Origin of the sequence: Sandarakinorhabdus glacialis (genome assembly GCF_014643455.1) — a bacterium.
Taxonomy (GTDB): Bacteria; Pseudomonadota; Alphaproteobacteria; order Sphingomonadales; family Sphingomonadaceae; genus Sandarakinorhabdus; species Sandarakinorhabdus glacialis.
This window is the reverse complement of record NZ_BMJM01000006.1, coordinates 18,945-44,618: the sequence shown is the minus strand read 5'-3', so window position 1 is coordinate 44,618 and position 25,674 is coordinate 18,945. Positions and strand designations below refer to the sequence as shown.

Annotated in this window: 27 protein-coding genes, 2 tRNA genes and 1 pseudogene; 21 read left to right on the top strand and 9 right to left on the bottom strand. The window is 66.2% G+C overall.

All coding sequences use genetic code 11. The features are described 5' to 3' along the window. Positions 1-12 precede the first annotated feature (12 nt). From IEW98_RS09715 to IEW98_RS09705, 3 genes are read left to right on the top strand one after another with little or no spacing between them, the layout of a single operon-like run. Positions 13-984: an NAD(P)H-dependent flavin oxidoreductase gene (locus tag IEW98_RS09715; RefSeq protein WP_188762755.1), complete on the top strand. Its 972-nt coding sequence runs from the start codon at positions 13-15 to the stop codon at positions 982-984. Further along, entirely contained in the window at positions 981-1,802 is an 822-nt protein-coding gene (locus IEW98_RS09710) for an enoyl-CoA hydratase/isomerase family protein (RefSeq protein ID WP_188762754.1), read from the top strand. The genes IEW98_RS09715 and IEW98_RS09710 overlap by 4 nt, the downstream gene beginning before the upstream one ends. Before the next feature lie 38 nt (positions 1,803-1,840). Further along, entirely contained in the window at positions 1,841-2,662 is an 822-nt protein-coding gene (locus IEW98_RS09705; RefSeq protein ID WP_188762753.1) for a GDP-mannose 4,6-dehydratase, read from the top strand. Positions 2,663-2,845: 183 nt separating this feature from the next. On the opposite strand, the gene IEW98_RS09700 is transcribed toward IEW98_RS09705, so the two are convergent. Further along, a tRNA-Ala gene (locus IEW98_RS09700) sits at positions 2,846-2,921 on the bottom strand. 78 nt (positions 2,922-2,999) lie between these two features. Further along, positions 3,000-3,326, bottom strand: a complete 327-nt coding sequence (locus IEW98_RS09695) for a TIGR02300 family protein (RefSeq protein WP_188762752.1) — start codon at positions 3,324-3,326, stop codon at positions 3,000-3,002. A 94-nt stretch (positions 3,327-3,420) separates the two neighbouring features. On the opposite strand from IEW98_RS09695, the gene aroA reads away from it, so the two are divergent. Beyond that, positions 3,421-4,752, top strand: coding sequence for a 3-phosphoshikimate 1-carboxyvinyltransferase (gene aroA, locus IEW98_RS09690; RefSeq protein ID WP_188762751.1), 1,332 nt, complete (start codon positions 3,421-3,423; stop codon positions 4,750-4,752). Positions 4,753-4,770: 18 nt separating this feature from the next. Here aroA and wecB read toward each other — a convergent pair. Further along, positions 4,771-5,871, bottom strand: a pseudogene (wecB, locus tag IEW98_RS09685) (non-hydrolyzing UDP-N-acetylglucosamine 2-epimerase); the annotation flags it as partial. 85 nt (positions 5,872-5,956) lie between these two features. Here wecB and cmk point away from each other — a divergent pair. The 13 genes from cmk to IEW98_RS09620 all read left to right on the top strand — a co-directional run bounded on the left by cmk (position 5,957) and on the right by IEW98_RS09620 (position 16,272). After that, entirely contained in the window at positions 5,957-6,619 is a 663-nt protein-coding gene (cmk, locus tag IEW98_RS09680) for a (d)CMP kinase (protein WP_188762750.1), read from the top strand. Between the two features lie 145 nt (positions 6,620-6,764). Further along, positions 6,765-8,498, top strand: coding sequence for a 30S ribosomal protein S1 (gene rpsA, locus IEW98_RS09675; protein WP_188762749.1), 1,734 nt, complete (start codon positions 6,765-6,767; stop codon positions 8,496-8,498). Between the two features lie 188 nt (positions 8,499-8,686). Then, positions 8,687-8,968, top strand: coding sequence for an integration host factor subunit beta (locus tag IEW98_RS09670; RefSeq protein ID WP_188762748.1), 282 nt, complete (start codon positions 8,687-8,689; stop codon positions 8,966-8,968). Positions 8,969-9,090: 122 nt separating this feature from the next. Continuing rightward, positions 9,091-9,177, top strand: a tRNA-Leu gene (locus IEW98_RS09665). A 186-nt stretch (positions 9,178-9,363) separates the two neighbouring features. Next, positions 9,364-10,119: a class I SAM-dependent methyltransferase gene (locus IEW98_RS09660; RefSeq protein WP_188762747.1), complete on the top strand. Its 756-nt coding sequence runs from the start codon at positions 9,364-9,366 to the stop codon at positions 10,117-10,119. Positions 10,120-10,438: 319 nt separating this feature from the next. After that, positions 10,439-11,086 carry a Tim44/TimA family putative adaptor protein gene (locus IEW98_RS09655; protein ID WP_188762746.1) on the top strand — a complete coding sequence of 216 codons (648 nt, stop codon included), beginning with the start codon at positions 10,439-10,441 and terminating at the stop codon, positions 11,084-11,086. A 42-nt stretch (positions 11,087-11,128) separates the two neighbouring features. Continuing rightward, positions 11,129-12,334 carry a murein transglycosylase A gene (gene mltA, locus IEW98_RS09650; RefSeq protein ID WP_243450674.1) on the top strand — a complete coding sequence of 402 codons (1,206 nt, stop codon included), beginning with the start codon at positions 11,129-11,131 and terminating at the stop codon, positions 12,332-12,334. A gap of 1 nt (position 12,335) precedes the next feature. Beyond that, positions 12,336-12,875 carry a Smr/MutS family protein gene (locus IEW98_RS09645; protein WP_188762745.1) on the top strand — a complete coding sequence of 180 codons (540 nt, stop codon included), beginning with the start codon at positions 12,336-12,338 and terminating at the stop codon, positions 12,873-12,875. Positions 12,876-12,936: 61 nt separating this feature from the next. Continuing rightward, a complete protein-coding gene (locus tag IEW98_RS09640) occupies positions 12,937-13,713 on the top strand; it encodes an enoyl-CoA hydratase (RefSeq protein ID WP_188762744.1) in 777 nt (258 codons plus the stop codon). 12 nt (positions 13,714-13,725) lie between these two features. Further along, positions 13,726-15,051 carry a cytochrome P450 gene (locus IEW98_RS09635; RefSeq protein WP_243450673.1) on the top strand — a complete coding sequence of 442 codons (1,326 nt, stop codon included), beginning with the start codon at positions 13,726-13,728 and terminating at the stop codon, positions 15,049-15,051. After that, positions 15,048-15,479, top strand: coding sequence for an acyl-CoA thioesterase (locus IEW98_RS09630; RefSeq protein ID WP_188762743.1), 432 nt, complete (start codon positions 15,048-15,050; stop codon positions 15,477-15,479). Before IEW98_RS09635 ends, IEW98_RS09630 begins: the two co-directional genes overlap by 4 nt. 27 nt (positions 15,480-15,506) lie before the next feature. Beyond that, a complete protein-coding gene (locus tag IEW98_RS09625) occupies positions 15,507-15,962 on the top strand; it encodes a peptidylprolyl isomerase (RefSeq protein ID WP_188762742.1) in 456 nt (151 codons plus the stop codon). Positions 15,963-16,023: 61 nt separating this feature from the next. Next, on the top strand, positions 16,024-16,272 hold the full coding sequence (locus IEW98_RS09620) for a DUF2171 domain-containing protein (protein WP_188762741.1): 249 nt from the start codon (positions 16,024-16,026) through the stop codon (positions 16,270-16,272). A gap of 181 nt (positions 16,273-16,453) precedes the next feature. Here the strand turns inward: IEW98_RS09620 and IEW98_RS09615 are convergent, their stop codons facing one another. Together IEW98_RS09615 and IEW98_RS09610 are read right to left on the bottom strand one after the other, a co-directional pair. Beyond that, entirely contained in the window at positions 16,454-17,815 is a 1,362-nt protein-coding gene (locus tag IEW98_RS09615) for a DEAD/DEAH box helicase (protein WP_188762740.1), read from the bottom strand. Positions 17,816-18,226: 411 nt separating this feature from the next. Continuing rightward, entirely contained in the window at positions 18,227-19,345 is a 1,119-nt protein-coding gene (locus IEW98_RS09610; RefSeq protein ID WP_188762739.1) for a zinc-binding dehydrogenase, read from the bottom strand. A gap of 96 nt (positions 19,346-19,441) precedes the next feature. Here IEW98_RS09610 and IEW98_RS09605 point away from each other — a divergent pair, with 96 nt between their 5' ends. After that, complete coding sequence (locus IEW98_RS09605) at positions 19,442-19,747, top strand: SemiSWEET family sugar transporter (RefSeq protein WP_188762738.1); 306 nt, start codon at positions 19,442-19,444, stop codon at positions 19,745-19,747. A 105-nt stretch (positions 19,748-19,852) separates the two neighbouring features. Here IEW98_RS09605 and IEW98_RS09600 read toward each other — a convergent pair whose 3' ends face one another. Beyond that, a complete protein-coding gene (locus IEW98_RS09600) occupies positions 19,853-20,179 on the bottom strand; it encodes a hypothetical protein (RefSeq protein ID WP_188762737.1) in 327 nt (108 codons plus the stop codon). Positions 20,180-20,223: 44 nt separating this feature from the next. Next, positions 20,224-21,051: a response regulator gene (locus tag IEW98_RS09595; RefSeq protein ID WP_188762736.1), complete on the bottom strand. Its 828-nt coding sequence runs from the start codon at positions 21,049-21,051 to the stop codon at positions 20,224-20,226. On the opposite strand from IEW98_RS09595, the gene IEW98_RS09590 reads away from it, so the two are divergent. From IEW98_RS09590 to IEW98_RS09580, 3 genes are all read left to right on the top strand, one after another. Continuing rightward, a complete protein-coding gene (locus tag IEW98_RS09590) occupies positions 21,038-21,466 on the top strand; it encodes a NepR family anti-sigma factor (protein ID WP_243450694.1) in 429 nt (142 codons plus the stop codon). The genes IEW98_RS09595 and IEW98_RS09590 overlap by 14 nt on opposite strands. Then, complete coding sequence (locus IEW98_RS09585) at positions 21,463-22,092, top strand: sigma-70 family RNA polymerase sigma factor (RefSeq protein WP_188762734.1); 630 nt, start codon at positions 21,463-21,465, stop codon at positions 22,090-22,092. Before IEW98_RS09590 ends, IEW98_RS09585 begins: the two co-directional genes overlap by 4 nt. A 98-nt stretch (positions 22,093-22,190) precedes the next feature. Next, positions 22,191-23,864, top strand: coding sequence for a sensor histidine kinase (locus IEW98_RS09580; protein ID WP_188762733.1), 1,674 nt, complete (start codon positions 22,191-22,193; stop codon positions 23,862-23,864). On the opposite strand, the gene cuyB is transcribed toward IEW98_RS09580, so the two are convergent. After that, positions 23,861-24,544, bottom strand: coding sequence for a cysteate racemase (gene cuyB, locus IEW98_RS09575; RefSeq protein WP_188762732.1), 684 nt, complete (start codon positions 24,542-24,544; stop codon positions 23,861-23,863). The two genes, IEW98_RS09580 and cuyB, sit on opposite strands and share 4 nt — an antisense overlap. After that, positions 24,541-25,641, bottom strand: a complete 1,101-nt coding sequence (gene cuyA, locus IEW98_RS09570) for a D-cysteate sulfo-lyase (RefSeq protein ID WP_243450672.1) — start codon at positions 25,639-25,641, stop codon at positions 24,541-24,543. The genes cuyB and cuyA overlap by 4 nt, the downstream gene beginning before the upstream one ends. Positions 25,642-25,674: the final 33 nt, after the last annotated feature.

The window sequence follows — 25,674 nt, the reverse complement described above, 5'->3', positions numbered from 1 at the left end:
GGGGAGATCGTCATGAAGACTCGCATCACCGAATTGTTCGGCATCGAACATCCGATCCTCCAGGGCGGCATGCACTATGTCGGTTTCGCCGAGATGGCGGCGGCGGTTTCCAACGCCGGCGGCCTCGGCATCATCACCGGCCTGACCCAAAGCACACCCGAAAAACTTGCCGCCGAGATCGCCCGCTGCCGCACCATGACCGACAAGCCGTTCGGCGTGAACCTGACCTTCCTGCCCGGCCTCGCGACCCCCGATTACCCCGGCTACATCCAGGCGATCATCGACGGCGGCGTCAAGATCGTCGAGACCGCCGGCAACAACCCGGTCAAATGGCTGCCGATCCTCAAGGAAAACGGCATCAAGGTCATCCACAAATGCACCTCGGTGCGCCACTCGCTCAAGGCCGAGGCAATCGGCTGCGACGCCGTCAGCGTCGACGGGTTCGAGTGCGGCGGCCACCCCGGCGAGGACGACGTCCCCAACTTCATCCTGCTCCCGGCCGCCGCCGACAAGCTCAAGATTCCCTTCGTCGCCTCGGGCGGCATGGCCGATGGCCGCTCGCTCGTCGCCGCGCTGGCGATGGGCGCCGACGGCATCAACATGGGCACCCGCTTCATCGCCACCACCGAGGCGCCGGTCCACCAGAACGTCAAGGACGCCATCGTCGCCGCCACCGAGCTCGACACCCGCCTCGTCATGCGGCCACTGCGCAATACCGAGCGCGTGCTCAACAATGTCGCGGTCGAGCGCCTGCTCGCCAAGGAAAAGGAGCTCGGCGCCAGTATCACCATCCAGGACATCCTGCCCGAAGTCGCCGGCGTCTATCCCAAGGTGATGACCGAAGGCGCCATGGAAGCCGGTGCGTGGTCGTGCGGCATGGTCGTCGGGCTGATCCACGATATCCCGACTTGCCAGGACCTGATCGACAACATCATGGCTGAAGCCGAAACCATCATCCGCGACCGGCTGATGGGCCTGCTATGAGCGATGTCCTGTACGGGGTACAGGCTGGCGTCGCGACGCTGACCTTCAACCGCCCCGACAAACTCAACGCGCTGACCCCCGAGATGCTCAGCGCCGTCTTCCGGCACGTCGCGACCGCTGCTGCGGACCCCGAGGTGAAGGTCATCGTCCTCACCGGCGCCGGCCGCGGCTTTTCGGCCGGGCTCGACATGAACCTGATCGGCGCCGGTGCCGGCGGCCAGGTGCAGGCCGATCCCGGCATCGCACCGCAATGGGGTGACGACGTCGGCCCCGACATGGCGCGCTTCTTCTCGGGCGGCTGGAACACGCTGATCACCTGCCGCAAGCCGACGATCGCCGCCGTCAACGGCGCCGCCTTCGGTTGGGGCTTCATCCTCGCGCTTCACTGCGATATCCGTTTCGCCAGCCGCTCGGCGCTTTTCAACGCCACCTTCGCGCGCATCGGCGTGCCGGGCGAAAAAGGCTCGGCGTGGCTGTTGTCGCGGCTGATCGGCACCGCCCGCGCCGCCGACCTTCTCTACACCGCACGCCGCTTCGACGGCGCCGAGGCCGAGCGGCTGGGCATCGTCAACGCCGTGTTGGACGACGACGCGCTGATTCCGCACGTCACTGAATATGCTCGCAACATCGCGGCCTATTCGGCACCGCGCGCCGTCGCCGCGATGAAGGCGCAGATCTGGACGGCGATCGACGACAGCTACGACACCGGATTCGCCGCTGCCGACAAGGAACAGGACATCGCCACCGGCACCGACGATTTCCGCGAAGCGTTTGGCAGCTACCGCGAAAAGCGGATGCCTGTTTACAAGAACCGCTAAGCTGCGGTTGGCCAACTACAAGAACCAGTGAGCCTGAAATGACCAATGCGCTCGTCCTCGGCGCCGACGGCCCCGTCGGCGCCTATCTCTCCCGGCTCCTGCAGGCGCGCGGCACGGCAGTGTTCGGCACGCTCGAAAACGGCAGCGGCGCACTGGCGGCACTCGGCAGCCTCGGCGACGTCAACATCGTCCCGGCCTTCGATGCCGTGCGTGTTGCGGGCGAACTGCCGCAGGTCACCATCTATGCGATCAACGACGGCAACCCCGATCAGGCCGCACTGGTCGCCGAAGTCCTCGCCGCAACGCCGACGACCCGCCTCGCGCATGTCGTCGATGCCGCCGTGCTGCGCCATTCCCCCGCCTTGCTGGCGCAGGCCAGGCAGGTCGGCGACTGGCGCCGCGACGATGGCCGCAACGCCGTCAACGCCGTCCTCCACGCGCATGATTCGCGCCTCGGCCCGCGTGATACCCTGCCGGCGATCATCACCGACGCCGCCTGGCGCGCCTCGAAGGGCGAGGCAGTCCCGCCGCTCGAGCTTCTCGAAACCGGGCCGAGGGATTGGGGCTGGACCCCCGAATATGTCGACGCCATCGCCCGGCTGACGGCCATGCCGCGCCCGCTCGATCTCGCCATCGGCAGCGGCCACCCGCTCACCACCGCCGATTTCGTCCGCGACGCTTTTGCCTTCTTCCGCCTCGACCCAGGTCCCTACGTCACCATCGTCCCGCGCCCCGAAGCGCCGCCCGAGACCCCGGTCGATACCGCCCGCCTGAAAACCGCCACCGGCTGGTCCGCCAGCACCTGGGGCCGCGACCTCGTCCGCGCCCTCAGCGAAGGCGCCGCCGCAAGGGCAAGCTAAACTTGTCCTCCCCCTCAAGGGGGGAGGCGAGAGACGCGTCTTCGCGGCCCGGGTGGGGGTGTCCCCCTGCGCCGATAGATGGACACCCCCACCCGCCGCGCCAAGCAGCGCGAGTCGCCTCCCCCCTCCAGGGGGAGGAAAACGAAAAAGGGCGCTTCCTTTCGGAAGCGCCCTTTGTTCGGTTGGTGGAGCGTAACGGGATCGAACCGTTGACCTCTACAATGCCATCGTAGCGCTCTCCCAGCTGAGCTAACGCCCCAACACCGTATTCTCCATCCGGCGGGTCGGATGAAGAGGGCGCCGGATAGGACACAGGCCCATCCGGCGCAAGTCCTTTTTAGCTTTCCTCGTCGTCGCCGCTGGTGACGACGGTGCTCAGATCGTCGTCGTCGCCCAGGTCGTCGCCGGGGACTTCGGCATCCTCGGCCTCGGCGGCTTCGATATCCAGTTCCTCGTCGGTCGTGTCGGCGCCATCGGCACCTTCAGCGGCCGTCGTCGGCTTGGCCTGTTCAAACGGCGTCGTCTGCTTGGATTTGAGCATCGGCTCGGGCGCCCAGGCATAGCCACAGGCGATGCAGGTGACGGGCTCGTCCTTCGTCAGATCGTAGAAGCGGGTGTTGCACTTCGGGCAGGCACGCTTGGTGCCCCATTCAGCCTTGACCACTGGTGATTCTCCGTGACCGGGAGTGCGGACGTGAAGCCCCCCGGAAAGCCGGGCGCATTGCCACACGCCGCCGCCCCTGTCAAAGCGCAGCCCGATGGACCACCCCCCGATTCCCCTTTCGCTGGCCGCCGCCGGACCCTTGACCGGCATCGTCACCGTCCCCGGCGACAAGTCGATCAGCCACCGTTCGCTGATGCTCGGGGCGCTCGCAGTCGGCGAAACGGTCATCACCGGGCTTCTAGAGGGCGAGGACGTCCTCGCCACCGCCGCCGCAATGACCGCGATGGGCGCGTCGATCCAGAAGAAGGACCAGACCTGGCACGTCCACGGCGTCGGCGTCGGCGGCCTCCTCCAGCCGCAGACCGCGCTCGACATGGGCAACAGCGGCACCTCCACCCGCCTGCTGATGGGTCTTGTCGCCAGCCACCCGATCACCGCGACCTTCATCGGCGACGCCTCGCTGTCGCGCCGCCCGATGGGCCGCGTCATCGACCCGCTCTCGCTGATGGGCGCCAGCTTTACCGCCAGCCCCGGCGGCCGCCTGCCGCTCACCATGCAGGGCCTCTGCCCCGCGGTGCCGCTGCGCTACACGCTCCCCGTCGCCTCGGCGCAGGTCAAGTCCGCGGTCCTGCTCGCCGGTCTCAACACCCCCGGGCGTACCGTGGTCATTGAACCCGTCGCCACCCGCGACCATAGCGAACGCATGCTCGCCGGCTTCGGCGCAACGCTCACGGTCGAACCGTCCCCGGAAGGTCGCATCATCACCCTCCACGGCGAACCCGAGCTTCGCCCGCAAATCATTACCGTCCCCGGCGACCCCTCGTCGGCCGCCTTCCCGCTCGTCGCCGCGCTGATCGTCCCCGGCTCGGACGTCACCATCGCCAACGTCGGCATGAACCCCACCCGCGCCGGCCTTGTCACCATCCTCCAGGCAATGGGCGCCGACATCTCGGTCATGCATCCCCGCACCGTCGGCGGCGAACCCGTCGCCGATCTCGTCGTCCGCCACGGGGCCCTGACCGGCATCGAGGTCCCCCCCGACATCGCCCCCAGCATGATCGACGAATTCCCCATCCTGTTCGTCGCCGCCGCGTTCGCGCAGGGCACCACGATAATGACCGGCCTCGACGAACTCCGCGTCAAGGAATCGGATCGCATCGCCGTCATGGCCGCCGGGCTGGCGGCGTGCGGCGTGACCCTAAAGGAGCTCCCCGACGGCCTCGCCATCACCGGCACCGGCGGTGATCCCCTGCCCGGCGGCGCCACCGTCGACGCCCATCTCGATCACCGCATCGCCATGAGCTTCGCCATCCTCGGCCTCAACGCCCGCGCGCCCGTCACCATCGACGACGCCCGCCCCATCGCCACCAGCTTCCCGACCTTCGTCGCCATGATGGAATCCCTCGGCGCGACCAGACGGAAATAACCCGCACAACACATCCCCGATCCGCCCCGCCGCATCCTCCGCCCCATAGGGGAGCGCCGCCTCCCCCATCCGGCCAATGGCGCGCGCATCCCCAAGCAACCCCCGCACCGCCGCCACGATCGCCCCCGCATCGGTCCCCACCAGCCGCGCATTGCCGCTGTCCAGCCCTTCACGCCGCTCGGTCACCGCGCGCAGCACCAGCACCGGCACCCCCAGCGCCGGCGCCTCCTCCTGCACGCCCCCCGAATCGGTGAGCGCCAGCGTCGCCCTTCCCAGCAACCAGATGAACGCCGCATAATCGAGCGGCGGCAGCAGGTGCACTCCCGGCACCCCGGCCAGCGCCTTCATCGGCCCCGCCACCAACGGATGCGGATGCACCGGCACGACGATCTCCGCCTCGGCGCTCAATTCCCGCAATGCCGCCACTACCGCCGCCAGCCGGCTCCCGTGATTCTCGCGCCGGTGCACCGTCACCAGGATCACCGGCCGCCGCCAGTCGATCCCGGCGAACCGCACCGCCAATTCCGCCTGCAGCAAGACATCCCCCGCCAACCGCGCCTGCACCAGCCGCAGCGCATCGATCCCGCTGTTCCCCGTGAAATGCACCGCCTCTGGCGCCACCCCCTCGCGGATCAACGCCTCCCGCGCCGCCGATGTCGGCGCAAAATGCACATCGGCCATCTGCGCGATCGCCCGCCGGTGCATCTCCTCGGGAAACGGCTCCGAGCTCCCCGATCGCAGCCCCGCCTCGACATGCGCCAGCGGCCGCCGCGCATAGACCGCAGCCTGCGCCCCCGCGAACGCCGTCGCCGTATCGCCCTGCACGATCACCACCGCCGGCCGCACGACGTCGCACACCGCCACCAGCGCCGGCAGTAGCGCCCCGACGACCTCCGCCGGCGACTGCCCCGTCCGCATCACCGCCAGGTCGGCATCTGCGCGCACCCCGAACGCCGCCAGCGCCGCATGGAACAGTTCGCGATGCTGTCCGGTCGCAACCAGGTACGTCGCCCGCCGCCGCGCCCTCAACGCCAAAATGACCGGCGCGAGCTTGACCGCCTCGGGCCGGGTCCCGGCCACCAACAGAAAAATCTCCGCCGGCGAACCCCCATTTGCCATGTTATCAGCCTATTTCACGCCCCCGGCACCGGCAAGTGCTGATTAAGGCTGTATCCACGCCCCGACTCCGGACTATGGCCAACCCGTGCCCACCCCTCCCCATCTCGTCATTGCCGTCGACGGCCCCGCCGCCAGCGGCAAGGGCACCATCGCCCGCGCCCTCGCCCGCCACTACGGCCTGCCCCACCTCGATACCGGCAAGCTCTACCGCGCCGTCGGCCTCGCCGTCCGCCTCGCCGGGCAAGACCCAAACGACAGCGACGCCGCCACCGCCGCCGCGCTCGCCCTCGATCCCGAATTGCTCGACGATCCCGACCTGATGAGCGGCGACAACGCCCAGCACGCCTCGATCGTCTCCGCCCACCCGCCGGTCCGCGCCGCGCTCCTCGCCGTCCAGCGCGCCTTCGCGGCCCAGCCCGGCGGCGCCGTCCTCGATGGCCGCGACATCGGCACCGTCATCGCGCCCGATGCATCCGCCAAGCTGTTCGTGACCGCGTTGCCGGAAATCCGCGCCGATCGCCGCCACCGCGAGTTGTCGGCAAAGGGCGATTTCGCCAGTCTCGCCAGCGTCCTTGCCGACATCGAGGCTCGTGACGCCCGCGATTCCGGGCGTTCGACCGCACCCCTCGTAAGAGCGGCGGGTGCTGCCTTGCTCGACACCAGCGAATTGAGTATAGACGCGGCCGTCCAGCGGGCTATCGCGCTTGTCCAAGCAGCGATATCGCGGGACGGCCAGCAACAGGTCTGACGATTTCGGGGGCAGCCCCATCGTCCGGCATGGCGCGGGATCGAAAGGAGCGGCCGGCATGGTGCCACCGCGACGACGACGAACGGTTGGCAATTGTGCCGACCGCGAGGCGTAACTGCCTCGATATGAAGGTTGAACTGACTTTATGGCAACTGCCACCCAGCCGACGCGCGACGATTTCGCAGCGATGCTCGAATCCAGCCTCGGCAAGAACCAGAGTTTTGAAGGACGTGTCGTCAAAGGCATCGTCACCGGCATCGAGAACGACCTCGCCGTCATCGACGTGGGTCTCAAGTCCGAAGGCCGTATCCCGCTTCGTGAATTCGCCGGCCTCGATGGCCAGCACGGCCTGACCGTCGGCGACGAAGTCGAAGTCTTCGTAGACCGCGTCGAAAATGCCAATGGCGAAGCCATGCTGTCGCGCGACCGTGCCCGCCGCGAAGCATCGTGGGATGCCCTCGAAACGCAGTACGCCGCCGGCGAACGCGTCGAAGGCGTCATCTTCGGCCGCGTCAAGGGCGGCTTCACCGTCGATCTGTCCGGCGCCGTGGCCTTCCTGCCCGGCTCGCAGGTCGATATCCGCCCCGTCCGCGACGTCACCCCGCTGATGAACCTGCCGCAGCCCTTCCAGATCCTCAAGATGGATCGCAAGCGCGGCAACATCGTCGTCTCGCGCCGCTCGATCCTCGAAGAATCGCGCGCCGAGCAGCGTTCGGGCCTGATCCTGTCGCTCGCCGAAGGCCAGATCGTCGACGGTACCGTCAAGAACATCACCGATTACGGCGCATTCGTCGATCTCGGCGGCATCGACGGCCTGCTCCATGTCACCGACATGAGCTACAAGCGCGTCAACCATCCGTCCGAAGTGCTCAACATCGGCGACGTGCTCCGCGTCCAGATCGTCCGCATCAATCGCGAAACCCAGCGCATCTCGCTCGGCATGAAGCAGCTCGAGGCCGATCCCTGGACGACCGCAGCCGCCAAATATGCTGTTGATTCCAAGCACAAGGGCCGCGTCACCAACATCACCGAATATGGTGCATTCGTCGAACTCGAAGCCGGCATCGAAGGCCTGGTCCACGTTTCCGAAATGTCGTGGGTCAAGAAGAACGTCCATCCCGGCAAGATCGTCTCGACGAGCCAGGAAGTCGAAGTCATCGTTCTCGAAGTCGACGAAGAAAAGCGCCGCATTTCGCTCGGCCTCAAGCAGGCCCAGCGCAATCCGTGGGAAGTCTTTGCCGAAGAACATGCTGTCGGCTCCAAGGTCGAAGGCGAAGTCAAGAACAGCACCGAGTTCGGCCTGTTCATCGGCCTCGACGGCGAAGTCGACGGCATGGTCCACATGTCCGACATCGCCTGGGGCCTCACCGGCGAACAGGCACTGGCCCGTCACCACAAGGGTGAGCGCGTCACCGCTGTCGTGCTCGAAGTCGATGTCGAAAAGGAACGCATCAGCCTCGGCATCAAGCAGCTCGACGAAAGCCAGGGTCCGCGCGTCATCGCCAGCACCGAAGGTCCTGCCGCTGCCGACAACCTCAAGAAGAACGACATCATCACGACGACGGTCGTCGCATCGCGCGATGGCGGCATCGATGTCCAGGTCGGCGACGACGGCCCGATCGTCTTCATCAAGCGCGGCGATCTCAGCCGCGATCGCGACGAACAGAAGGCCGAGCGTTTCCAGCCCGGCCAGAAGGTCGATGCGATGATCATCGGCTTCGAAAAGGGTCGCAAGCCTATGCTGAGCATCAAGGTCATGCAGATCAGCGAAGAAAAGGCCGCTGTTGCCCAATACGGCACGTCCGACTCGGGCGCGACGCTCGGAAACATCCTTGGCGCCGCCTTCAACAAGGCCAAGGAAGACGCAGACAAATCGTAAGATAACGGCTCGCTAACGTACAATTCGCCCTCGCCTGGAGACAGGCGGGGGCGAAATCGTTCATATCCCTCCATATTAGTTACTGGAATTCTTCATTCAGTCTTGACCGCCGGTTCGGTGGGGCTAGAGTCCCCGGTACCAGGGGTGGCCCAAAATCTTCTTTTTGTGGGCCGGGACAGGATGAAAAAATGATCAGGTCCGAACTTGTTACTATCGTCGCCGAAACCAATCCGCATCTGACCATGCGCGACGTCGAACGCATCGTCGCGACGGTCTTCGAGGAAATTAGCAACGCCCTCGCCGAAGGTCGCCGCGTCGAGCTGCGCGGCTTCGGCGCCTTCTCGACCCGCGGCCGCGATGCCCGCACCGGCCGCAACCCGCGCACCGGCAACGCCGTCGCCGTCGAAGCCAAGCGCGTGCCGTATTTCAAGCCCGGCAAGGAATTGCGCGAACGCCTCAACGTAGCGTAAGCGTCCGTATCCCGCTTTGCAGCGGCAGGGGCTATCTACCCTCACCTCTTGGGGAGAGGGCGACTCGCCCCTGAGGCGAGCGGGGAGAGGGCAGCCTGCCCTTCCCGACAAAACCCCAACAAGCGGACGTGGCGAAACCGGTAGACGCAGCAGACTTAAAATCTGCTTTCCGATAGGGAGTGCGGGTTCGAGTCCCGCCGTCCGCACCATCTTCGATCCGGGAACCACGACCCGGTGGTCGCCTTTGCTTGACACCCACGGTCAGGCTTGGCACTCCATGCTGCGTTGCACCCAATCGCGTTGAAACAGTTGCAATTGCTTTATGAATTCCGGGCGTTCGGGCAGTCGCCCCATGGTGTCGACGAACCGCCCGTCCATCCTGACGAGGGTTTTGCATGGCCGCCACCAAGACCGTCCGCACCAAAGACCGGTCGATCGTCTTTGAAAACCACCTCGATTCGACCTTCGAATACTGGCGCCGTTTCGGCGGTGTGCCACCCCTCAAGGGCAAGCGCGTCCTCGATTTCGGCTGCGGCACGGGCGGCATGGTCCAGCGGCTGATCGACAATGGCGCCGCCGAGGTCGTCGGCGTCGATATCTCCGAATATGCCGTCGCCTATGGCGCCGAGCGCCTCGCCCCCTATGGCGACCGCGTCAAGATGTACGCCGCCGACATCCGCACCCTCGACGTCGGCAGCTTCGATGTCATCGTCTCGCAGAACACCCTCGAGCATGTCATGCCCTTGGGCGAAGTCACCCGCGCCGTCGCCGACCGCGCCAAGCCCGGCGCCGACATGTATTTCGGCTTCAGCCCGCTCTGGTATTCGCCGTTCGGCCACCACGGCTATCCGATCACCCGCCTGCCCTGGCATCATCTGATCTTCGGCGACAAGGCCGTCCTCGATGCCATGGAAGCCACCTCGGGCAAACGCTATGCCGACGCTTTCGACGCCGGCTTCAACAAGGCAACGCCCGACGATTTCGAAGCGATGTTCAAGACGCTCCCCGCCGACATCGTCTCGCTCCGCCGCAACATCGTCACCGGCGGCTGGAAACAGACCGTCGCCAGCATTTTCGGCCCGATCGCCGACCTGCCACCATTCCGCAAATACATGACTGTCTCGATGTACGCCCACCTTCGCAAACGCTGACACCGGGACATTCTTTCTTGCCTCTCCCTTTAAGGGAGAGGCGACTCGCCCCTCGGGCGAGCGGGTGAGGGTAGCCCGCCCTCCCCGTGAAAAGCTGAACCAAGGTGTCTCCCTGCCGAAACAAAAGCCTGCTCCCGACGCAACCTCCCTCCCACCCCGCCGTTCCCTCATCACGGTCTTGCAATGCGGCAGGCCGCGCGAGAAGATGGCCCGCCCGATTGCCTGCCCCTCGCGCACCTTTGTCGCGCGTGTATCGTGAAGGTGGACCATGGCACGGCTTCCCTGCTATGAAGTTGTTATTGAGTGAAGGTACGAGAACATGTCTGACGGGAGCTCGTGGATCGAAATCATATTGCTGGCCATGCTCGCCGGTTTTATCGGCCTTCGCCTCGTCAGTGTGCTCGGCAAGCGCACCGGCCATGAACGCCCCGTCGGCGACAGTTTTCGCCCCGGCGCGCCCGAGGTCGTCTCGGCGCCCGTCACGCGCGGCCTCGACCTGCCGCAAAGTGCCGTCGTCGCCGTCCCCCCCGGCACCGACAAGGATCTCGCGCCGGCCCTCCAGGCAGTCGCCGATGTCGATTCAGGCTTTGATCCTGAACGCTTCGTCGGCGGTGCCAAGGCGGCTTACCGCTTGATTCTCGAAGGTTTCTGGTCGGGCAACGCCGGCACGATGGAGGGCCTGGTTTCCGACGAGATCCTCGAAAACTTCGGCACCGCCATCGAGGAACGCGAAGGCGCCCGCCTCGACAACAAGCTGGTCTCGGTCGACAGCGCAGCCATCACCCGCGCCGAGATGATCGGCCAGATGGCCGAAGTCACCGTCCGCTTCGACGCCCGCGTCGCTGCCGGCAATGGCGAGCCCGAGGCTACTAACGACGTCTGGACCTTCAGCCGCCACATCGGCAGCGGCGATCCGGCGTGGTTGCTGATCGCCACCGACGACGACGACAACATCCCCGGCAACTGACCGTCTGCCCCCTTGCGGGGGCAGGGTCGACCAACCACCGCAGTGAAGCCACGCATTTCCTACAGCAGCCGATTCGCGCTGGCCGCGCTGCTGCTGGCCGCCGCCTGCGCGCCGCAGCCGGCAACGATCCCCGCCGCGCCGGCCCGGCCGACCGCCCCGGCGCCCCCGCCGCCCGGCTCGCCGATCAAGACCATCCGCGCCATTGACCTGCCCGTTACAGTCGTGCCGTTCACCGCGGCTCCCGCTGCTGCCACCGCCTTGCCCGCCTTTCGCAAAAGCTGCGCCTCGCTGAAAAAGCGCGAGGACCGCACCGGACTGACATCGCCCGGCGACTGGGACGCCGCCTGCGCCGCGGCCGCCACCGCCACCGATCCGGCACGCTTCTTCACCGACAATTTCCGCGCCGTCGCGATCGGCGCCGAACCCGGCAAGGGCTTCTCGACCGGCTATTACGAGCCCGAGATCGCCGGCTCGCGCACCGCCCAGCCGGGCTACACGCCCTTCTACCGCCGCCCGCCCGATCTCGTCGAAGTCGACCTCGGTGACTTCGCCAAGGACCTCAAGGGCCGCAAGCTGCGCGGGCGTGTCGACGGCAGGGCGCTGGTCCCCTATCACACCCGCGCCGACGTCATGGCAGGCGCCCTTGCCGACAAGTCGCTCGAACTCGCCTGGGCCGCCGACCCCTACGAGGCGTTCTTCCTCGAAATCCAGGGTTCGGGCCGCCTGAAGCTGCCGGGCGGCAAGATCATGCGGATCGGCTACGACACTCAGAACGGCCGCGACTATGTCGCCATCGGCAAGGTGCTGCTCGATCGCGGCGACCTGCAAAAGGGCGGCGTCAGCATGGACTCGATCCTCGCCTGGCTGCGCGCCAACCCCGCCAAGGCCCCTGCCCTGCTCGCGGCCAATCCCAGCGTCGTGTTCTTCCGCGAAGTCATCGGCGACGGCCCGATCGGCGCGATGGGCATCGCCGTCACCCCGCAAGTCTCTGTCGCCGCCGACACGTTGTTCATCCCATTGGGCGCGCCGCTGCTGGTCACCACCACCCTGCCCGGCAATATCCCGTTGGCGGCGATAATGGTCGCGCAGGACACCGGCGGCGCGATCAAGGGCGCCAACCGCATCGACCTGTTCCGCGGCGCCGGCGCCGCCGCCCGCGCCGAAGCCGGTGCCCAATCGGCGGAGGCCCGCGTCCTCGTCCTGATCCCGGTCGCCGCCGCGGCGCGACTGGGCCAGACCGGCCGCTAGAATGCGGCGCCGCCTGTCGGCGCACGAACACGCGCTCTGGTCGCGGGTCGCCGCAACCGTGCGCCCGCTCCACCCAAAAGCGCCAGCTCCCGAAACTATCCCTGAACCCGCCGCAAAAATACCGGCCAAGACCCCGCCGCGTCCCATCCCGAGGGCAAAACCACCCGCCGAACGTCCCGCGACAGTCCCCAAGACACCACAAATCCCCGTCACCACCGCCACCCTCGATGGCGGCTGGGACCGCCGTTTGCGCCAGGGCGACATCCGCCCCGACCGCGTCATCGACCTCCACGGCCATACCCTCGCCACCGCCCACGAACTCCTCGAAATGGCGCTCGAAATCGCCAGCAGCGACGGCGAACGCATCATCCTCATCGTTACCGGCAAGGGCCGCGCCGATCGCCCGGGCCGCATCCGAGCCGAGCTAAGCCACTGGCTTGAAACCGGAAACCACCGCAGCCGCATCGCCGCGCTGCGCCCCGCCCACCCCCGCCACGGCGGCGGCGGCGCCTTCTACCTGATCCTCAGGCGCCGTCCCTAGCTGCAACGACAGGACAAAGGTTTCGCAATTCCGCTAGGGTGCCAAAAAGAGGGACTCTATCATGTCACAAGACGTTGTAATCATTGAACGCGATGGCCCGGTCGCCACCGTGACGCTCAATCGCCCCGACGCCATGAACGCCCTGTCCCGCGCCATGCGCAGCGCCCTTGCCGCCGCCATGCGCGACCTCGAAGCCGATGAAAACATTCGGGTCGTCGTCCTCACCGGGTCCGGCGACCGCGCCTTCACCGCCGGTCTCGACCTGAAGGAACTCGGCAGCGAGGGCCTAGGTGCCGCAAACGCCGCCGGCCCCGACGACAACCCGGTCAAGGCCATAGAATTGCTGACAAAACCGTGCGTCGGCGCCATCAACGGCGTCGCCATCACCGGCGGTTTCGAACTCGCCCTGGCCTGCGACGTGCTCATCGCCAGCGACCGCGCCCGTTTCGCCGACACACACGCCCGGGTCGGCATCATGCCGGGTTGGGGCCTCAGCCAGAAACTCTCCCGCCTGATCGGGCCATACCGCGCCCGCGAACTCTCGCTCACCGGGAATTTTCTCGACGCTGCAACAGCTTGCGCCTGGGGTCTCGTCAACCGCGTCGTCGCCCCCCACGAACTCCTGCCAATCGCCCAGCGCCTCGCAGCCGACATGGCCACCATCGATCCCGCCTTCAGCGCTTCCTACAAATCGCTGATAAACGACGGATATGGCATGACGTTTTTGGACGGCATGGCGCTCGAAGCCCAACGTTCGATCGCAGCCAATTCCAAAGTCTCCGCCGACGCCGTCGAAACCGCCCGCGCCGCCGTTCAGGCCCGCGGCCGCAGCCAGTAAGGGACCACCGCCATGGCCACCGCCTTCGCCGATCCCGTCATGCCCTTTCCCGGCTTCGACCGCGCCTCGGAAGACAATATCCTCGTCAACCCGCAAGCAACCGCCGATGGCAGCGTCCATAACGTTTACAACCGCTTGCGCGACGAAGACCCGGTCCATTGGTGCGAACCGACCGGCTATCGGCCGTTCTGGGCGATCACCCGTCACGCCGATATCACCACCGTCAGCAAGGCCAACAGCCGCTTCATCAACAGCAAGCGCACCTACCTCGCCCCCGCCGAAGCCGAAAAATGGACCCTCGACACCGTGGGCGACACCCATTTGTTCCGCAGCTTGGTCGATCTCGACGACCCCCTTCACATGAAGCTGCGCCGCCTCACCCATGACTGGTTCCTGCCGGCTAACCTGCGCAAGCTCGAACCGATGATCAGCGCCGTCGCCAAGGACCATGTCGATCGCATGGCGGCGATGGGCGGCGAGTGCGATTTCGTCAATGAAGTCGCGCTGTTCTACCCGCTGCGGGTCATCATGCGCATCCTCGGCATTCCCGAATCCGACGAACCGATGATGCTGCGAATGACGCAGGAGCTGTTCGGCGCACAGGATCCCGACGTCGTTGCCCGGTCCAAGCTGATTACCACGGGCGCCGGCATGCAGGCCGGCAGCGGCAACCCCCAGGTCGATCTCTTCCAGCTTGCGCAGGAATATTTCGCTTATTTCGGCGCAATTACTGCCGATCGCCGCGCCAATCCGCGTGACGATCTGTCGACGATCATCGCCAACGGCATGGTCGACGGTGCGCCGATCGGCGACCGCGAGGCGATGAGCTATTACGTCATTACCGCCACCGCCGGGCATGACACGACAAGCTCGACGGCGTCCGGCGGCCTCGAACAGTTGATCCGCAATCCCGAGCAGCTTGCCAAGCTCAAGGCCGATCCGTCGCTGATCCCGAGCGCTGTCGAGGAGATGATCCGCTGGGTGACCCCGGTGAAGCATTTCATGCGAACCGCAAGCGAAGACACGGAACTCAACGGGAAAATGATCCGCGCCGGCGACGGGCTCGGCATCTTCTACTGGTCGGGAAACCGCGACGAACGGGCCTTTGCCGATCCGTTTTCGTTCAAGGTCGATCGCTCGCCGAATGCCCAGACGGCGTTCGGCAACGGCGTCCATATGTGCCTGGGACTTCATCTCGCGCGTCTCGAGATCCGGCTGCTGTTTGCCGAATTGCTGCCACGTCTCGAGAGTATCGCACTTGCTGGCGAGCCGAAGAACTCGATCGCCAATTTCGTCTCGGGGCTCAAGACACTGCCGATAAAGTATAAAATGCGATGAGGAACGACCCGCGCCGCCGGGCCATGGAGGCGTACCCATGGACGGTGACGATGGAGACGCGCTTTGCCGACATGGACGTCAATCGCCACCTGAACAACGTCGCCATCACCCGCTTTTTCGAGGAAGCGCGGATTCGCTTCAACTGGCAGATGATCGCGGCCGCCAAGCCAATGCCGCGGCCGCACTACCTCGTGGCGCATGTGTCGGTCGATTTCCTTGGCGAGGGTGCGTATCCGGCGCCGGTGACGATGACCTATGCCGTTGGCGATATTGGACGAACCAGCTTTCGCAGCCTGATGGGCATGTTCCAGGACGGCGCCTGCATCGCGCTCTGCGATTCGGTCCTTGTTCACCGCGGCGAGATTGGGCCGGCACCGTTGCCGGCGGAACTGCGGACACGGCTTGAGGCTTTTCCGCTTAGGGGCTAGGACGCGCGACCCCTTGGAGACTTTAAGATGACTGATTCCCCGACGACACTGACGCTGACCCTTGATGGCGGCGACGTCGTTATCAAGCTGCGTCCCGACATCGCGCCGGGCCATGTTGCCCGTATCGCCGAGCTGGCGAACGATGGTTTCTACGACGGCCTGACCTTTCACCGTGTCATCCCCGGCTTCATGGCACAGGGCGGTTGCCCGACCGGGACCGGCATGGGCGGATCGAAAAAGCCCGACCTGAAGGCCGAGTTCTCTAACGCGCCGCACAAGCGCGGCGTCGCTTCGATGGCGCGGTCGTCGAACCCCGATAGCGCCAACAGCCAGTTCTTTATCTGCAACGCTGATTCGAGCTTCCTCGATGGCCAGTACACGGTCTGGGGCGAAGTCAGCGAAGGCATGGAACATGTCGATGCCCTTCCCGTTGGCCAGCCGCCGAAGACGCCCGGCAAGATCCTCAAGGCCCGCGCTGCCTGATAGGCAGCCATGCCGTTGCCTCCGCGTTGAACCGAGACGCGTTTCAACCGGAGCAACACTCATGCATGACAATATCCGCGAGCACATGGACGTCATCGGTGCCGATGGCGTCCATGTCGGGACGGTCGACCATGTTAAGGGCGACCGCATCAAGTTGACCAAGGCCGATAGCGGGTCGGGCTCGCACAAGGGCCATCATCACTATATTTCGCTCGGCCTGGTCGCCAATGTCGACGACGTCGTGCGGCTGTCGGCCAATGCCGATGTGGCGATCACCTTCGAGGAGGAAGAGGGCGGCGAAGCCCTTTGATCTCCTTCATAGGTTAACATTTTCCACACTTTCCGCTTTCGGCAGTTTCCTTTCTCGCCGGTGGGTCGATCCGATCTGGTACAAAAGTGATAGCGGATTTTGTCGATGTAGGACAGAACAACCAAAGAAAAAGGCGCCACCCTTGCGGACGGCGCCTTTTTTGTCGTTCGATTACGAGACCTTAGCGACCGCGATAGCCGCCACCGCCCTTGCCGCCGGTGCCGGCGCTCGAGCGGCCCTGGTCCTGGCGACCGCCGCCCGAACCACGGTGCGGGGTGACCTGGGCGCGCGGATCGCGGCCCGGACGACCACCACCCGAAGGACGACGCGCGCCGAAGTCGCGGCGTTCTTCCTCGCGGGGTGCCGGCGGTGCGGCGCGCTCGACCTTTTGCGCAGCCACGACGGCAGCGCGGAAGTCGGCGGGCAGTGCCAGCACGGTGATCTTCTGGCGAATCAGCTTTTCGATATCGCGCAGGAACGGCCGTTCGTCCTCGGCGCAGAACGCGATGGCCTGGCCTTCGCGGCCGGCGCGTGCGGTACGGCCGATGCGGTGGACGTATGATTCCGGCACGTTGGGCAGTTCATAGTTGATGACGTGCGAGACGCCGGTCACGTCGATACCGCGCGCGGCGATATCGGTTGCCACCAGCACCTTGCAGGTGCCGGCCTTGAACGCCGCCAGCGCACGTTCGCGCTGCGGTTGGCTCTTGTTGCCGTGGATCGCCTCGGCGACGATGCCGGCATTGCCGAGCTGGCGGACGATGCGGTCGGCGCCGTGCTTGGTGCGGCTGAACACCAGCGCGCGGTCGATCGACTGGTCGCGCAGGACAAGCTGAAGCAACGCCGGCTTTTCGGCCTGGTTGACGTGGATGACGGCCTGTTCGACGCGCTCGGCGGTGGTGGCGGCGGGCTTGACGGCGACCTTGACCGGGTTGGTCAGGTAACGCGCGGCAAGGTCTTCGATCGCCTTGGGCATCGTTGCCGAGAAGAACAGGGTCTGGCGCTGACGGGGCAGCAGGCCGACGATGCGCTTGAGATCATGGATGAACCCGAGATCGAGCATCTGGTCGGCTTCGTCAAGGACGAGGATCTCGACATATTTGAGGTCGAGGCTGCCGCGCTCGACGAGATCGAGCAGGCGGCCCGGCGTGGCGACGACGACATCGACACCCTGTGACATGGCGCGTTCCTGGCGCGGGATCGGCACGCCGCCGAACACCGTCGTCACCGACAGCTTCATGTACTTGCCATAGTCGGTGAACGACTGGGCAATCTGCGAGACGAGCTCGCGCGTCGGCGCCAGCACCAGTGCGCGGGTTGCGTATTTGAGGCGGTGCTTGGGGTTGGCAGCCAGGCGATGCAGCATCGGCAGCGCGAATGCCGCGGTCTTGCCGGTGCCGGTCTGGGCGATGCCGCAGATGTCGCGGCCGTCGAGGACGGGCGGGATCGACTGGGTCTGGATGGGGGTCGGCTCGGTATAGCCCTTGTCGGACAAGGCACGCGAGATGGGTTCGGCAAGGCCGAAGTCAGCGAAATACGTCATTTGGATCTTTTCGGTTTTGGTCACGCAATGGATTCGCGTGGTCGCCTGCAGGCTTCGGAGCGTGCAGGTCGAGCGGGTTTCGACAACCCGCGTGATGGGGTGGCCCTTGGGGCTGGCCTCTGAACGTCCGGGTCTGGAGCAGCATGCTCGATCACGCACCCGGCGTGGGCGGCAGGGATAACTGCGCTGAAGCCGAGGGGCATATGTTCGTTTCGCCGGTATATGTCAAGGGAGGGGGAATAGGTAAGGGTGTGGCCCCCCGCTGCTGGAGGCTCTGTTCTGGTTCGATTAGCCGCGCGGATGGGCTGGATACCAGCCTTCGCTGGTATGACAGGACGGAAAATGGGGTGCTTGTGGAAGGTAGCTGGGTCCCGGGTCAAGCCTGGGATGACAGTTCTTGGAGATCCCGATTTATGCCGGCAGCAGGATCTGGCGGATCGCCTTGCCTGCTGCGAGGTCGTCGAGGGCGATGTTGATTTCGGCGAGGGGCCGGGTGCCCGAGAGCAGCCGCTCGACCGGCAGGCGGCCGGCGCGCCACAGGGCAATGTAGCGCGGGATATCGCGGGCGGGGATGGCCGAGCCCATGTAGCTGCCGATGATTGTCTTGGCTTCGGCGACGAGGCTGACGGCGGGGATGGTGAACGGGTCGGCGGGGTTGGGCAGGCCGACGGTGACGACGCGGCCCCCGCGGGCGGTCAGGCGATAGGCTTCGGCGAGGACGCGGCCCGAGCCGACGCTTTCGATGGCGACATCGCAGCCACCGGGGCTGTCGGCGGCGATGGCGGCTTCGGCTTCGTCGGGGTGGACGGCGACGCGGGCGCCGAGTTCGAGCGCCAAGGCGCGTTTTTCGGCGACGGGGTCGATGGCGATGACGGGTTCGGCACCGGCGGCGATGGCGCCGATCAGCGCAGCGAGGCCGACACCGCCGAGGCCCCAGACGGCGACGCTTTCGCCGGGGCGGACCGCTGCGGAATTGAAGACGGCACCGACGCCGGTGAGAACCGCACAGCCGAACAGCGCGGCGATGTGGGGCGGGATGTCGGCGTCGATCCTGATCGCCGAGCGCTGGTCGATGACGGCGTGGCCGGCAAAGGCCGAGACGCCGAGGTGATGGTGGACGGGGTGGCCGGCCTCGCTCAACCGGCGGCCGCCGCCGATGAGTTCGCCGCGGCCGTTGGCGCCGGCGGCTTCGACGCACAGCCACGGCGTGCCGGAGACGCAGTGGCGGCAATGGCCACACGCCGGCAGGAAGGCGAGCACGACGCGGTCGCCGACCGCCAGCCGCGCGCCGGGGCCGGTTTCGACGACGGTGGCACAGGCTTCATGGCCGAGCGCCATCGGCACCGGGCGGTTGCGGTCGCCGTTGACGACCGAGAGATCGGAATGGCAGAGGCCGGCGGCTTCGATGCGGACAAGGAGTTCGCCGGGGCCGGGAGGTGCAAGGTCGAGTTCGGCGAGGCGCAGTGGCAGACTTTCAGCGAACGGCCGCACGGCGCCGCAGGCATCGAGGACGGCGGCGGTGATCTTCATGTATCTCTCCCTCTGGCGACGCTTCGTTTGGCGGCACGCCGCGGCGGGCAAGTCAAAACCCGCGGAACGCTGCCAGGTCAAGCGAGTTTGACCGGGATGGACACCATCACCATCGTCGGCACGATCGGTGCGATTGCATCGGTGGCAAGCTTTACCCCGCAGGCGTGGAAGACCATCAAGACGCGAAGCACCGATGACCTGTCGGCCGGCATGTACGGGCTGACCTGCCTGTCGTTCGCGATGTGGCTGACATTCGGGATCCTGAAGGGCGAATGGACGATGATCATCCCGAACGCCGCGTGCCTGGCGCTCGCGGCGTTTATCTTCGTGCTGATCTTGCTGCCGGCGCACAAGACCGAGAAGGTCGCCGAGACACTCGATCCGACGACCGACGGGGCTTGATGGGTTTGGTCGCCTGGCGCGGCGTTGGGTGACAGGTCGAGGTCAGCCTTGGCTGGCAGCGCGATGGATGCTGAAACGAATTCAGCATGACGATTCCTTTGGCGGCTAGCGTGTAAGGCGACGCCAGACACGTTCGATGATGCCGATCGAAGCGTCCGTTTCGCCTTCGACGCGTTCGATGGCGGCGTTGACGCGGCGCAGCAGCCCGGTTTCGTCGACTTTCGCCGGGGCTTCTGCGGCCATGCCTTCGTTATCGGCATTCTGGCGATCGGCGATGTCCTGCGCCCATTCCCGCAATAGCCGCAGCCGCTCTGCGCGACTAAGGTTCGAATCGGCGAGGATGGCCTCGGGATCGAGGTAGAACGCCGCCGGATCGGCAACGACCTGCTCGAAATCATTGGTATCGACGTTGACGCCCGGGGTGGCGGCCATATTCATATCCTTCGCTTGCCACGGTAGCCTTGGCAGGACGCCGATCAGGCCAGCTCGGGCTGGCGCTGGAGCATCAATGCCTGCCCGATCGTCGCCACCAGCATCTCGACTTCGAACGGCTTGGTGATGAGATAGGTCGGCTCGGGGCGTTCGCCGGTTAGCAGTCGCTCGGGGAAAGCGGTGACGAACACGACCGGCACATCGTGGCCGGCGAGGATGTCCTTGACCGCGTCGATGCCCGACGAGCCGTCGGCGAGCTGGATATCGGCGAGCACCAGGTCGGTCTCGTTGGCATCGGACAGCGCCAGCGCCTCGGTGCGGGTCGCGGCGATGCCGACGACGGTATGGCCAAGGCCTTCGACGATATTCTGCAGGTCCATGGCGATTATCGGCTCGTCCTCGATGATCAGCACGCGGCCGGCCATCTGGGCCGCGATCTCGGCGTTGGCGGTGCTGATGTCGGCGCGGACTTCATCAGGCGTGCGCGACAGGATGGTTGCGGTGTCGGCGATCGAAAAGCCCTCGACGGCGGTCAGCAAAAGTGCCTCACGTCGATGCGATGCCAGCCGCGCCAGCAGGGTCTCGCCGACGGCCTGCGAGACCGACGACCAGTTCGGTCCGTCGCCATCGACCTGCGCCGAGACCGGAGACCAGAAGGCATGGAAGATGCGGAACAGCTCGATGCGCGCCGGGCGCGCCGGGTCGAACTGGTCGGGAGCCTGCAACAGGGCCTCGAGCGCGGCGCGAACAAAGGCATCGCCAGTGCGCTGTGATCCCGTCAATGCCCGTCCGTAGCGCCGCAGATAGGGAAGATAAGGCCCAAGGGAATCGCGCAGCGAAACCCGGCCATTGTTGGCGGTGCCGTCAGTCATTCAATGTCCCTCATGCTTCGACACTTGCGATCAGCTTATCTCAAGGTTTACGCCGCACGTTCGTATCGGTTCCGAAAAAAATATCGTTGCTTCGGAACTCCCTTCGGAGCGCCGTGTTATCAGCAGCAACAACACCACCATTCCAACCGGTGTCATATCGCAACAACGGCATCAACCGGGGGGCACGATGCGAAAGAAGACACAGGACTTGTCTATGGACGCCGCTTCAACCGGCCAGGGTTTTCGACGCGGACCCGATATGGGCGCCGGCACGGGCGCTGGCGATACCGTAACGCGCGGCCTGCAGAAAATGTTTGCGGCGATTGCCGACGAGCCTATTCCCGATGACTTCCTGCGCCTGCTCGACGAGATCGACGAGCGGGTGAAGAAGGTGCCGGGCGGCAATCTGGCATGAGTACCACCGCCAACCGGGCAACACCGCCGGAGGACGAAGAGTCCGGTGAGCAGGCACTGGTGCCGGTCGTGCCGGCGTCGCCCGAAGATTTCCGCCGCGACCTGCTGGCGGCGATCCCGGCGCTGCGCGGACCGGCGCTGCGCGGATTTGCGCGCGGCCTTTGCGGCAACCGCGATCTTGCCGACGACCTGGCGCAGGATGCCCTCGCCAAGGCCTGGGCGGCGCGGGACAGCTATATGCCGGGTACACATTTTCGGGCCTGGTTGTTCCGGATCCTGCGCAATCACTATTTTTCGCTCGGTCGGCGAGCGCATCGTTTTGCGCCATGGGACGAAGCGCTCGCCGACAGGGTGCTGGTCACCCAGGCGACCCAGGGCTCGGGCATCGACATCGCCGATGTGCAGCGCGGCCTGTCGACCCTGCCCGCGGAGCAGCGTGAAGCGCTTTTGTTGGTCAGCGCCAGCGGATTGTCGGTCGAGCAGGCCGCCGAAGTCATGGGCTGCGCCGTCGGCACGGTCAAAAGTCGTGTCTCCCGCGGTCGCGCCGCCCTCAATACCTATATGAATGGTGTCACCGCCGATCCTCCGAGTGCGGCAGCACTGGCGGCCCGGCCCGGAATTGCCTGATTCCGGACGGCACCATGAATGCGCGAAGGACCCGGGGGCTGCCATGGTATCGCCGGTGGCTGCCCAGGGGTCGCAAGCGCATATCGCTGCGGCAGGGGATGCTGCTGCTGCTGGTCGCAGCGCTGCTGCCGATTACCGCGCTGTCGATCGTGCAAGGGCTGGTACGGCTGGACCATCGCCGCGCGGCGATGGTCGGCCAGTTGTCGCGCAGCGCACTGTCGCTGGCGGATAGCAACCAGGCGCTGCTTTCGGGCACCGAGGCGACGCTCCGCATCGTGGCGCTCAATCCGCTGGTGACATTGGGCGGGCCGGCGTGCATCGACGTGCTTCGCCAGGCCAGCGCGACATCGGACGCGCTGGCCAACCTGAGCCGCTATGATGCGCAGGGCCGCATGGTATGCGCGGCCTCGGGTCCTGCCACCGCTTATGCGATTGCCGATCGCGACTGGTGGGCCCGCGTTGCACGGCACCGGACCGCGCTGGTCAGCGATGCCACCTGGGGTATGTGGTCGCTGCGGCGGGTGATGACGATGACGGTGCCGCTTTTCGCCGCCGATGGTCGTTTCGACGGCTCCATGGCAGCGTCGGTCGATCTCGCATGGCTTGGCGAGCAGCTGCGCATCCGGGTCGGGGACAGCCGCACCGGGGTCGCCATCGTCAGCGACAGCGGGCAGGTCCTGATGGCCAGCAAGACATTGCCAAGCTTCGATGTCACGACGGTATCGGGCGAGGTCAACCGCGTGCGCGATGCAGGCGGCACTGCCTGGTCGTACACGGTCGTGCCGCTCGTCGCTGCCGGAACCGACCAGAATGGCTTGTACGTGGTTTACGCGGATGCCGAGCCCGAGCGCTTTGGGTTGCCATGGTGGCAGACATTGATCGATTTCGTGTTGCCGGTGCTGGCGATCCTGATGGCATCGATCGCCATCTGGGTCGGCGCCGAATGGCTGGTGCTGTGCTGGCTGCGCGACTTGCAGCGGCTGGCCATGCAATATGCCGGCGGCGATTATCTCCGGCGATCGGTGAATTTCATCGAGGCGCCGAGCGAGATCCGCAGCGTGGCGGCGGCCTTGTACCGGATGTCAGGTGCGGTTTCCGAGCGCGACCGGACACTGCGCGAGGCGCTCGCCAAGCAGCGCGTGCTGGCGCGCGAAGTCCATCACCGCGTCAAGAACAATTTCCAGGTCGTGATGAGCCTGCTCAGCCTGCAATCGAGCCGGCTGGCCGATGGCACCGCACGCAACGCCATCGACCATGCACGGCGCCGGATCAGCGCGCTCGCGCTTGTCCACCGGCAGCTATACGAGAGCGGCGAACTGACCACCGTGTCATCACGGATGCTGCTTGGCGCGCTGTGCGAGCAGTTTACACCAAAGGCCTATGTCGGCGATGCGGCGGTTGAACTCCATTGCGACATCGACGATGTACCGCTCAACATCGACACCGCGGTGCCGCTGACTCTCTGGCTGGTCGAAACCGTCAGCAATGCCCTGCATCACGGCTTTCCGCCACCGGCGACGGGGCGTGTCGATCTGGTGATGCGCAGCGATGGCGAGCAGGCTGTGCTGACCGTTTCCGACAATGGCGTCGGGCTGGACAGTGGCGGCTTCGGCCCGGCGGCAGGTGGCGGGCAAGGCTTGCGGCTGATCAGGGCGCTGGCATCGCAACTGCGCGGAACATCGCGCGTCGGCGGGCGGGAAACGGGTGGCACCGAAGCGCGGCTTGAGTTCCCGATTTTGACCGAGGTGTCGACGTTTGAAGGGATGAGTTAAAGGGCAGCGGCCTGCATGACGGCGCGCACCAGTGCCGATGTGGCGTCGACCAGCGGCACGGCGACATCGGCCTGTGACAGCACCAGCGGCACCTCGGTGCAGGCGGCGATGATGGCGCCGGCACCGGCGGAAACGAGGCGACTGGCTTCGGCTGCCATGCCGGTGCGGATCGCGGAGCTGGTGTCGCCGGCCTTGATGGCGGTGACGAGCGGCTGCACGATACCGCGATCGCTGGCGATGACCTGCATGCCGGCAGCGTCCAGGCGGTGTTGATAAAGGTTCGCGTCGAGCGTCGCGCCGATGGCGATGATGCCGATTGTCCGCGCTCCAGTGGCGACTGCTTCGGTCACGGCTGCGTCGATCATGTCGACAAAGGTCGCGCCGCTGGCGGCGACGATATCGCCGGCCCAGCCGTGCGCGGCGTTGCACGGCATCGCGAGTATCTGCGCGCCCAGCCCGGTAAGGCCGCGCGCCATTTCGGCGAGCACGGGGCCGGGCGAAGGCCCGTTGCCGGCGCGGGCGGCGTTGCGATCGGGAACATGCGGGTTGCTGTCGACCAGCACCCGGGGGTGATCGCTGTCGCGCGCTGCACCGGCCGCGACCGCTATTCGTTGGACGAAGTCCGCCGTTGCCGCCGGCCCCATGCCGCCGATGACGCCGATGGTCCGCCAGCCGGTCATGCGTTCAGCGCGGGATCCCGCAGGTCGCGTGCATAAGCGTGGAGCGACGGGCTGCCGCCGGTGTGGAGGAACAGCACCCGCTCGCCGGTCTTGAAGTGGCCGCGGCGGACGAGGCCGATCAGGCCGGCCATCGCCTTGCCGCTGTAGACCGGATCGAGAAGGACGCCTTCGCGGCTGGCGAGCAGGCGCACGGCCTCGACCATCTCGGGTGTCGGGAGCGAGTATCCGGGGCCCACCCAGTCATCGAGGGCGACGACCGTTTCGCGAGCCGGCACGGGTGTACCGAGCAGCTGGGCCGTCGTCTCGGCGAGCTTGTGGACATTGGTTTCCTGCTCGGCGCGGGGCCGGCGGACGTTGATGCCGGTGATCGGCAAGCCGGCGTTGAGCGCGGTCAGCCCGGCAAGCAAGCCCGAATGTGTGCCGGCGCTGCCGCTGGCGACGACGAGATGGTCGAAGGCGACGCCGAGATCGAACGATTGCGCCATGATTTCCTGGGCGCAGGCGGCGTAGCCGAGCGCGCCGAGCGGGGTGGAGCCGCCACCGGCGATGAGATAGGGGACGCCGCCGGCAGCGCGGACAACGTCGGCCTCGATCGCCATTTCCGCGGCAAAGTCGGCGCCCAGGGGCACGGTGCGTATCGATTGCGCACCCATCAGGTCGAAAAGCAGGTTATTGCCGAGCGCGTCGGGACTGTATGTTCCCGGCACGCGCTCCTCGATGACCAGGCGGCAGGCGAGGCCCTCCTTCGCCGCCGCCGCCAGCGTCAGCCGGCAATGGTTCGATTGCGGCGCGCCGACCGTGACCAGCGTATCGGCGCCCTTGGCGAGCGCATCGGCAACGAGGAACTCGAGCTTGCGAGTCTTGTTGCCGCCACCGGCCAGCCCGAGCAGATCGTCGCGCTTGATCCAGATTTCAGGACCGCCGAGAAGTGCCGTGAGGTGCGGCAGGAACTCGATCGGCGTAAAGCCGGGGGTGTAGCGGCGGCGGGGAAAGCGGGCGAGGTTCATGCCGCGGCTTGTGCCTGTAGCAGCCGGACCGCGCAACCGTGTTGCTTCGCCCGGAAGCTCGTGTAGCGTCGATTCGATGTTGAATCTCACGCCCCCCCTTCCCGCTAATTCAAGCAATGCCGG

What these genes read in the sequence shown, in the direction of transcription:
- IEW98_RS09625 (WP_188762742.1), top strand. Translation starts at nt 15,507, where the DNA reads ATGACTGATTCCCCGACGACACTGACGCTGACCCTTGATGGCGGCGAC.
- cuyB (WP_188762732.1), bottom strand. Translation starts at nt 24,544, where the DNA reads ATGACCGGCTGGCGGACCATCGGCGTCATCGGCGGCATGGGGCCGGCG.
- IEW98_RS09715 (WP_188762755.1), top strand. Translation starts at nt 13, where the DNA reads ATGAAGACTCGCATCACCGAATTGTTCGGCATCGAACATCCGATCCTC.
- aroA (WP_188762751.1), top strand. Translation starts at nt 3,421, where the DNA reads ATGGACCACCCCCCGATTCCCCTTTCGCTGGCCGCCGCCGGACCCTTG.
- IEW98_RS09630 (WP_188762743.1), top strand. Translation starts at nt 15,048, where the DNA reads ATGAGGAACGACCCGCGCCGCCGGGCCATGGAGGCGTACCCATGGACG.
- IEW98_RS09670 (WP_188762748.1), top strand. Translation starts at nt 8,687, where the DNA reads ATGATCAGGTCCGAACTTGTTACTATCGTCGCCGAAACCAATCCGCAT.
- IEW98_RS09610 (WP_188762739.1), bottom strand. Translation starts at nt 19,345, where the DNA reads ATGAAGATCACCGCCGCCGTCCTCGATGCCTGCGGCGCCGTGCGGCCG.
- IEW98_RS09655 (WP_188762746.1), top strand. Translation starts at nt 10,439, where the DNA reads ATGTCTGACGGGAGCTCGTGGATCGAAATCATATTGCTGGCCATGCTC.
- IEW98_RS09585 (WP_188762734.1), top strand. Translation starts at nt 21,463, where the DNA reads ATGAGTACCACCGCCAACCGGGCAACACCGCCGGAGGACGAAGAGTCC.
- rpsA (WP_188762749.1), top strand. Translation starts at nt 6,765, where the DNA reads ATGGCAACTGCCACCCAGCCGACGCGCGACGATTTCGCAGCGATGCTC.
- IEW98_RS09660 (WP_188762747.1), top strand. Translation starts at nt 9,364, where the DNA reads ATGGCCGCCACCAAGACCGTCCGCACCAAAGACCGGTCGATCGTCTTT.
- IEW98_RS09620 (WP_188762741.1), top strand. Translation starts at nt 16,024, where the DNA reads ATGCATGACAATATCCGCGAGCACATGGACGTCATCGGTGCCGATGGC.
- IEW98_RS09645 (WP_188762745.1), top strand. Translation starts at nt 12,336, where the DNA reads ATGCGGCGCCGCCTGTCGGCGCACGAACACGCGCTCTGGTCGCGGGTC.
- IEW98_RS09635 (WP_243450673.1), top strand. Translation starts at nt 13,726, where the DNA reads ATGGCCACCGCCTTCGCCGATCCCGTCATGCCCTTTCCCGGCTTCGAC.
- IEW98_RS09600 (WP_188762737.1), bottom strand. Translation starts at nt 20,179, where the DNA reads ATGGCCGCCACCCCGGGCGTCAACGTCGATACCAATGATTTCGAGCAG.
- IEW98_RS09615 (WP_188762740.1), bottom strand. Translation starts at nt 17,815, where the DNA reads ATGACGTATTTCGCTGACTTCGGCCTTGCCGAACCCATCTCGCGTGCC.
- IEW98_RS09705 (WP_188762753.1), top strand. Translation starts at nt 1,841, where the DNA reads ATGACCAATGCGCTCGTCCTCGGCGCCGACGGCCCCGTCGGCGCCTAT.
- IEW98_RS09580 (WP_188762733.1), top strand. Translation starts at nt 22,191, where the DNA reads ATGCTGCTGCTGCTGGTCGCAGCGCTGCTGCCGATTACCGCGCTGTCG.
- IEW98_RS09640 (WP_188762744.1), top strand. Translation starts at nt 12,937, where the DNA reads ATGTCACAAGACGTTGTAATCATTGAACGCGATGGCCCGGTCGCCACC.
- IEW98_RS09595 (WP_188762736.1), bottom strand. Translation starts at nt 21,051, where the DNA reads ATGACTGACGGCACCGCCAACAATGGCCGGGTTTCGCTGCGCGATTCC.
- IEW98_RS09605 (WP_188762738.1), top strand. Translation starts at nt 19,442, where the DNA reads ATGGACACCATCACCATCGTCGGCACGATCGGTGCGATTGCATCGGTG.
- IEW98_RS09710 (WP_188762754.1), top strand. Translation starts at nt 981, where the DNA reads ATGAGCGATGTCCTGTACGGGGTACAGGCTGGCGTCGCGACGCTGACC.